At 72.8% G+C, this 2,130-nt stretch carries 1 protein-coding gene and 1 pseudogene; one reads left to right on the top strand and one right to left on the bottom strand.

Features of this window, described 5'->3' with window-relative positions; all coding sequences use genetic code 11:
* Nucleotides 1–346 (bottom strand): annotated as a pseudogene (locus H5J30_RS29100) (shikimate dehydrogenase); the annotation flags it as partial.
* A gap of 197 nt (nt 347–543) precedes the next feature.
* Here H5J30_RS29100 and H5J30_RS29095 point away from each other — a divergent pair.
* A partial coding sequence (locus tag H5J30_RS29095; protein WP_181790257.1) for a class I adenylate-forming enzyme family protein occupies nt 544–2,130 on the top strand: 1,587 nt, incomplete at its 3' end.

Here is a 2,130-nt window from a genome sequence, read left to right as displayed (position 1 = left end):
AGTTCTCCGCGTACCACCGGCCGTCGGGCTCCCGCCGCATGGCGTTGGTGCTCGCGGCCAGCCGCACCGCGGGGCTGTGCACGTCGGCGAACCGCCGGGCGGCGTCCTTGTGCGGCACCGTGACGAGGATCCCGTCGAGGTTCGCGGTGCGCTGCAGTCCCCGTACGACGTCGGCGAGATGGGCGACGGGGGCGTGCACCGGTACCAGCACGGCGTCCATCCCCACCGCGCGCAGAACAGGGTTCACCAGCTCCGGCGCCCGCACCTGGGCCACCGGATCCCCGATCACCGCAAAGAGCCGGGTGCCGCCCGTAATTCCGGTTGCTGCGGTGTTTTCGTGCGACACTGCTGCTCCTTTGCCGACGGGTGCCTCTTGAGGCGAGTAGCACTTCCGCACATTCAAGGCGATTCACGCTCCGCCGCGGCCGGGAATGCAAGCGAAACAGGGAGGGTGTAGGGGGGTCGTTAGTGGTTCCGCCGCACTGATCCCACGTGACACTTGAGCCTCCGCACCACGAGTCCGTCGTACGGAGGAACTCTGCCATGCTGCGTACCGAGCTGATCCGGCCCCTGCCCGAACTGCTGCGGGCGCACGCCGACCGGCTGGGGTCCAAGGTCGCCTTCCGCGACGCGGACCGGAGCGTCACGTACGCGGAGCTGGAGGAGCGCACCGGCCGGCTCGCGGGGCACCTCGCGGACCTCCGGCTCCAGCCCGGGGACAGGGCCGCGATCCTCCTCGGCAACCGGGTCGAGGTGGTGGAGAGCTATCTGGCGATCACCCGGGCCGCGGCGGTGGGCGTGCCGCTCAACCCGCGTGTCACGGCGAGCGAGTTGGCGTACCTGCTGGACGACAGCGGCGCCCGCGTCGTCATCACCGAGCCGGCCCGCGCCGGGCTCCTCGCCGCGCTGGCGAAGGACCGGCCGCACCTGCGCGTCGTCGTCACGGGCGGCGGCCCGGTGCCGGACGGCGCGCCGGCCGACGCCGTCTCGTACGAGACGCTGGCGGGCACCGCGCCCTCCGCCCCGCCGCGCGACGACCTCGGACTCGACGACGTGGCCTGGATGCTCTACACCTCCGGTACCACCGGCCGGCCGAAAGGCGTGCTGTCGACGCAGCGCAACTGCCTGTGGTCCGTGGCCGCCTGCTACGTGCCGATCCCCGGCCTGTCCGAGGAGGACCGGGTGGTGTGGCCGCTGCCGCTGTTCCACAGCCTGGCCCACATCGTCTGCGTGCTGGCGGTCACCGCCGTCGGGGCGAGCGCCCGCATCGTCGACGGGCTGGCAGCCGACGAGATCCTCGCCGCGATCCGGGAGGAGGAGGCGACGTTCCTCGGCGGCGTGCCGACGATGTACCACTACCTCGTCCAGGCCGCGCGCGAGCAGGGCTTCTCCGCGCCCCACCTGCGGATGTGCCTGGTCGGCGGGGCGATCACCACGGCGGCGCTGCGCCGGGCCTTCGAGAGCGCCTTCGACGCCCCGCTGCTGGACGCGTACGGATCCACCGAGACCTGCGGCTCGATCACCATCAACTGGCCGACGGGCGCCCGGGTGGAGGGCTCCTGCGGAGTGCCGGTGCCGGGTCTGGGCGTGCGGCTGGTCGACCCGGAGACAGGCACGGACGTCGCCACCGGCGCGGAGGGCGAGGTGTGGGTGAAGGGCCCGAGCGTCATGGCCGGCTACCACAACCAGCCGGAAGCGACGAAGGACGCGCTGCGGGGCGGCTGGTACCGCACCGGCGACCTGGCGCGCCGCGACGAGGAGGGCTACTTCACCGTCACGGGCCGGATCAAGGAGCTGATCATCCGGGGCGGCGAGAACATCCACCCCGTGGAGGTCGAGGACGTGCTGCGGCGGGTCCCCGGGGTGGCGGACGTCGCGGTCGCGGGCAGGCCGCACGACGTGCTCGGGGAGGTGCCCGTGGCGTTCGTCGTGCCCGGCCCGCGGGGTGTCGACCTGGAGCAGCTGCTCGACCGGTGCCGGGAGCGGCTCAGTTACTTCAAGGTGCCCGAGGAGGTGTACGAGATCGAGCGGATCCCCCGCACCGCCTCCGGGAAGATCACCCGTCACCGGCTCCTGGAGGGACCGGCGCGGCTCCGGGCCTCGGGGGCGGGGCGGTTCGAGTCGCTGTTC

Source organism: Streptomyces phytophilus, assembly GCF_013870535.1.
GTDB lineage: Bacteria > Actinomycetota > Actinomycetes > Streptomycetales > Streptomycetaceae > Streptomyces > Streptomyces phytophilus.
The sequence above is the reverse complement of the archived record's forward strand: the minus strand, read 5'-3'. Positions and strand labels throughout refer to the sequence as shown.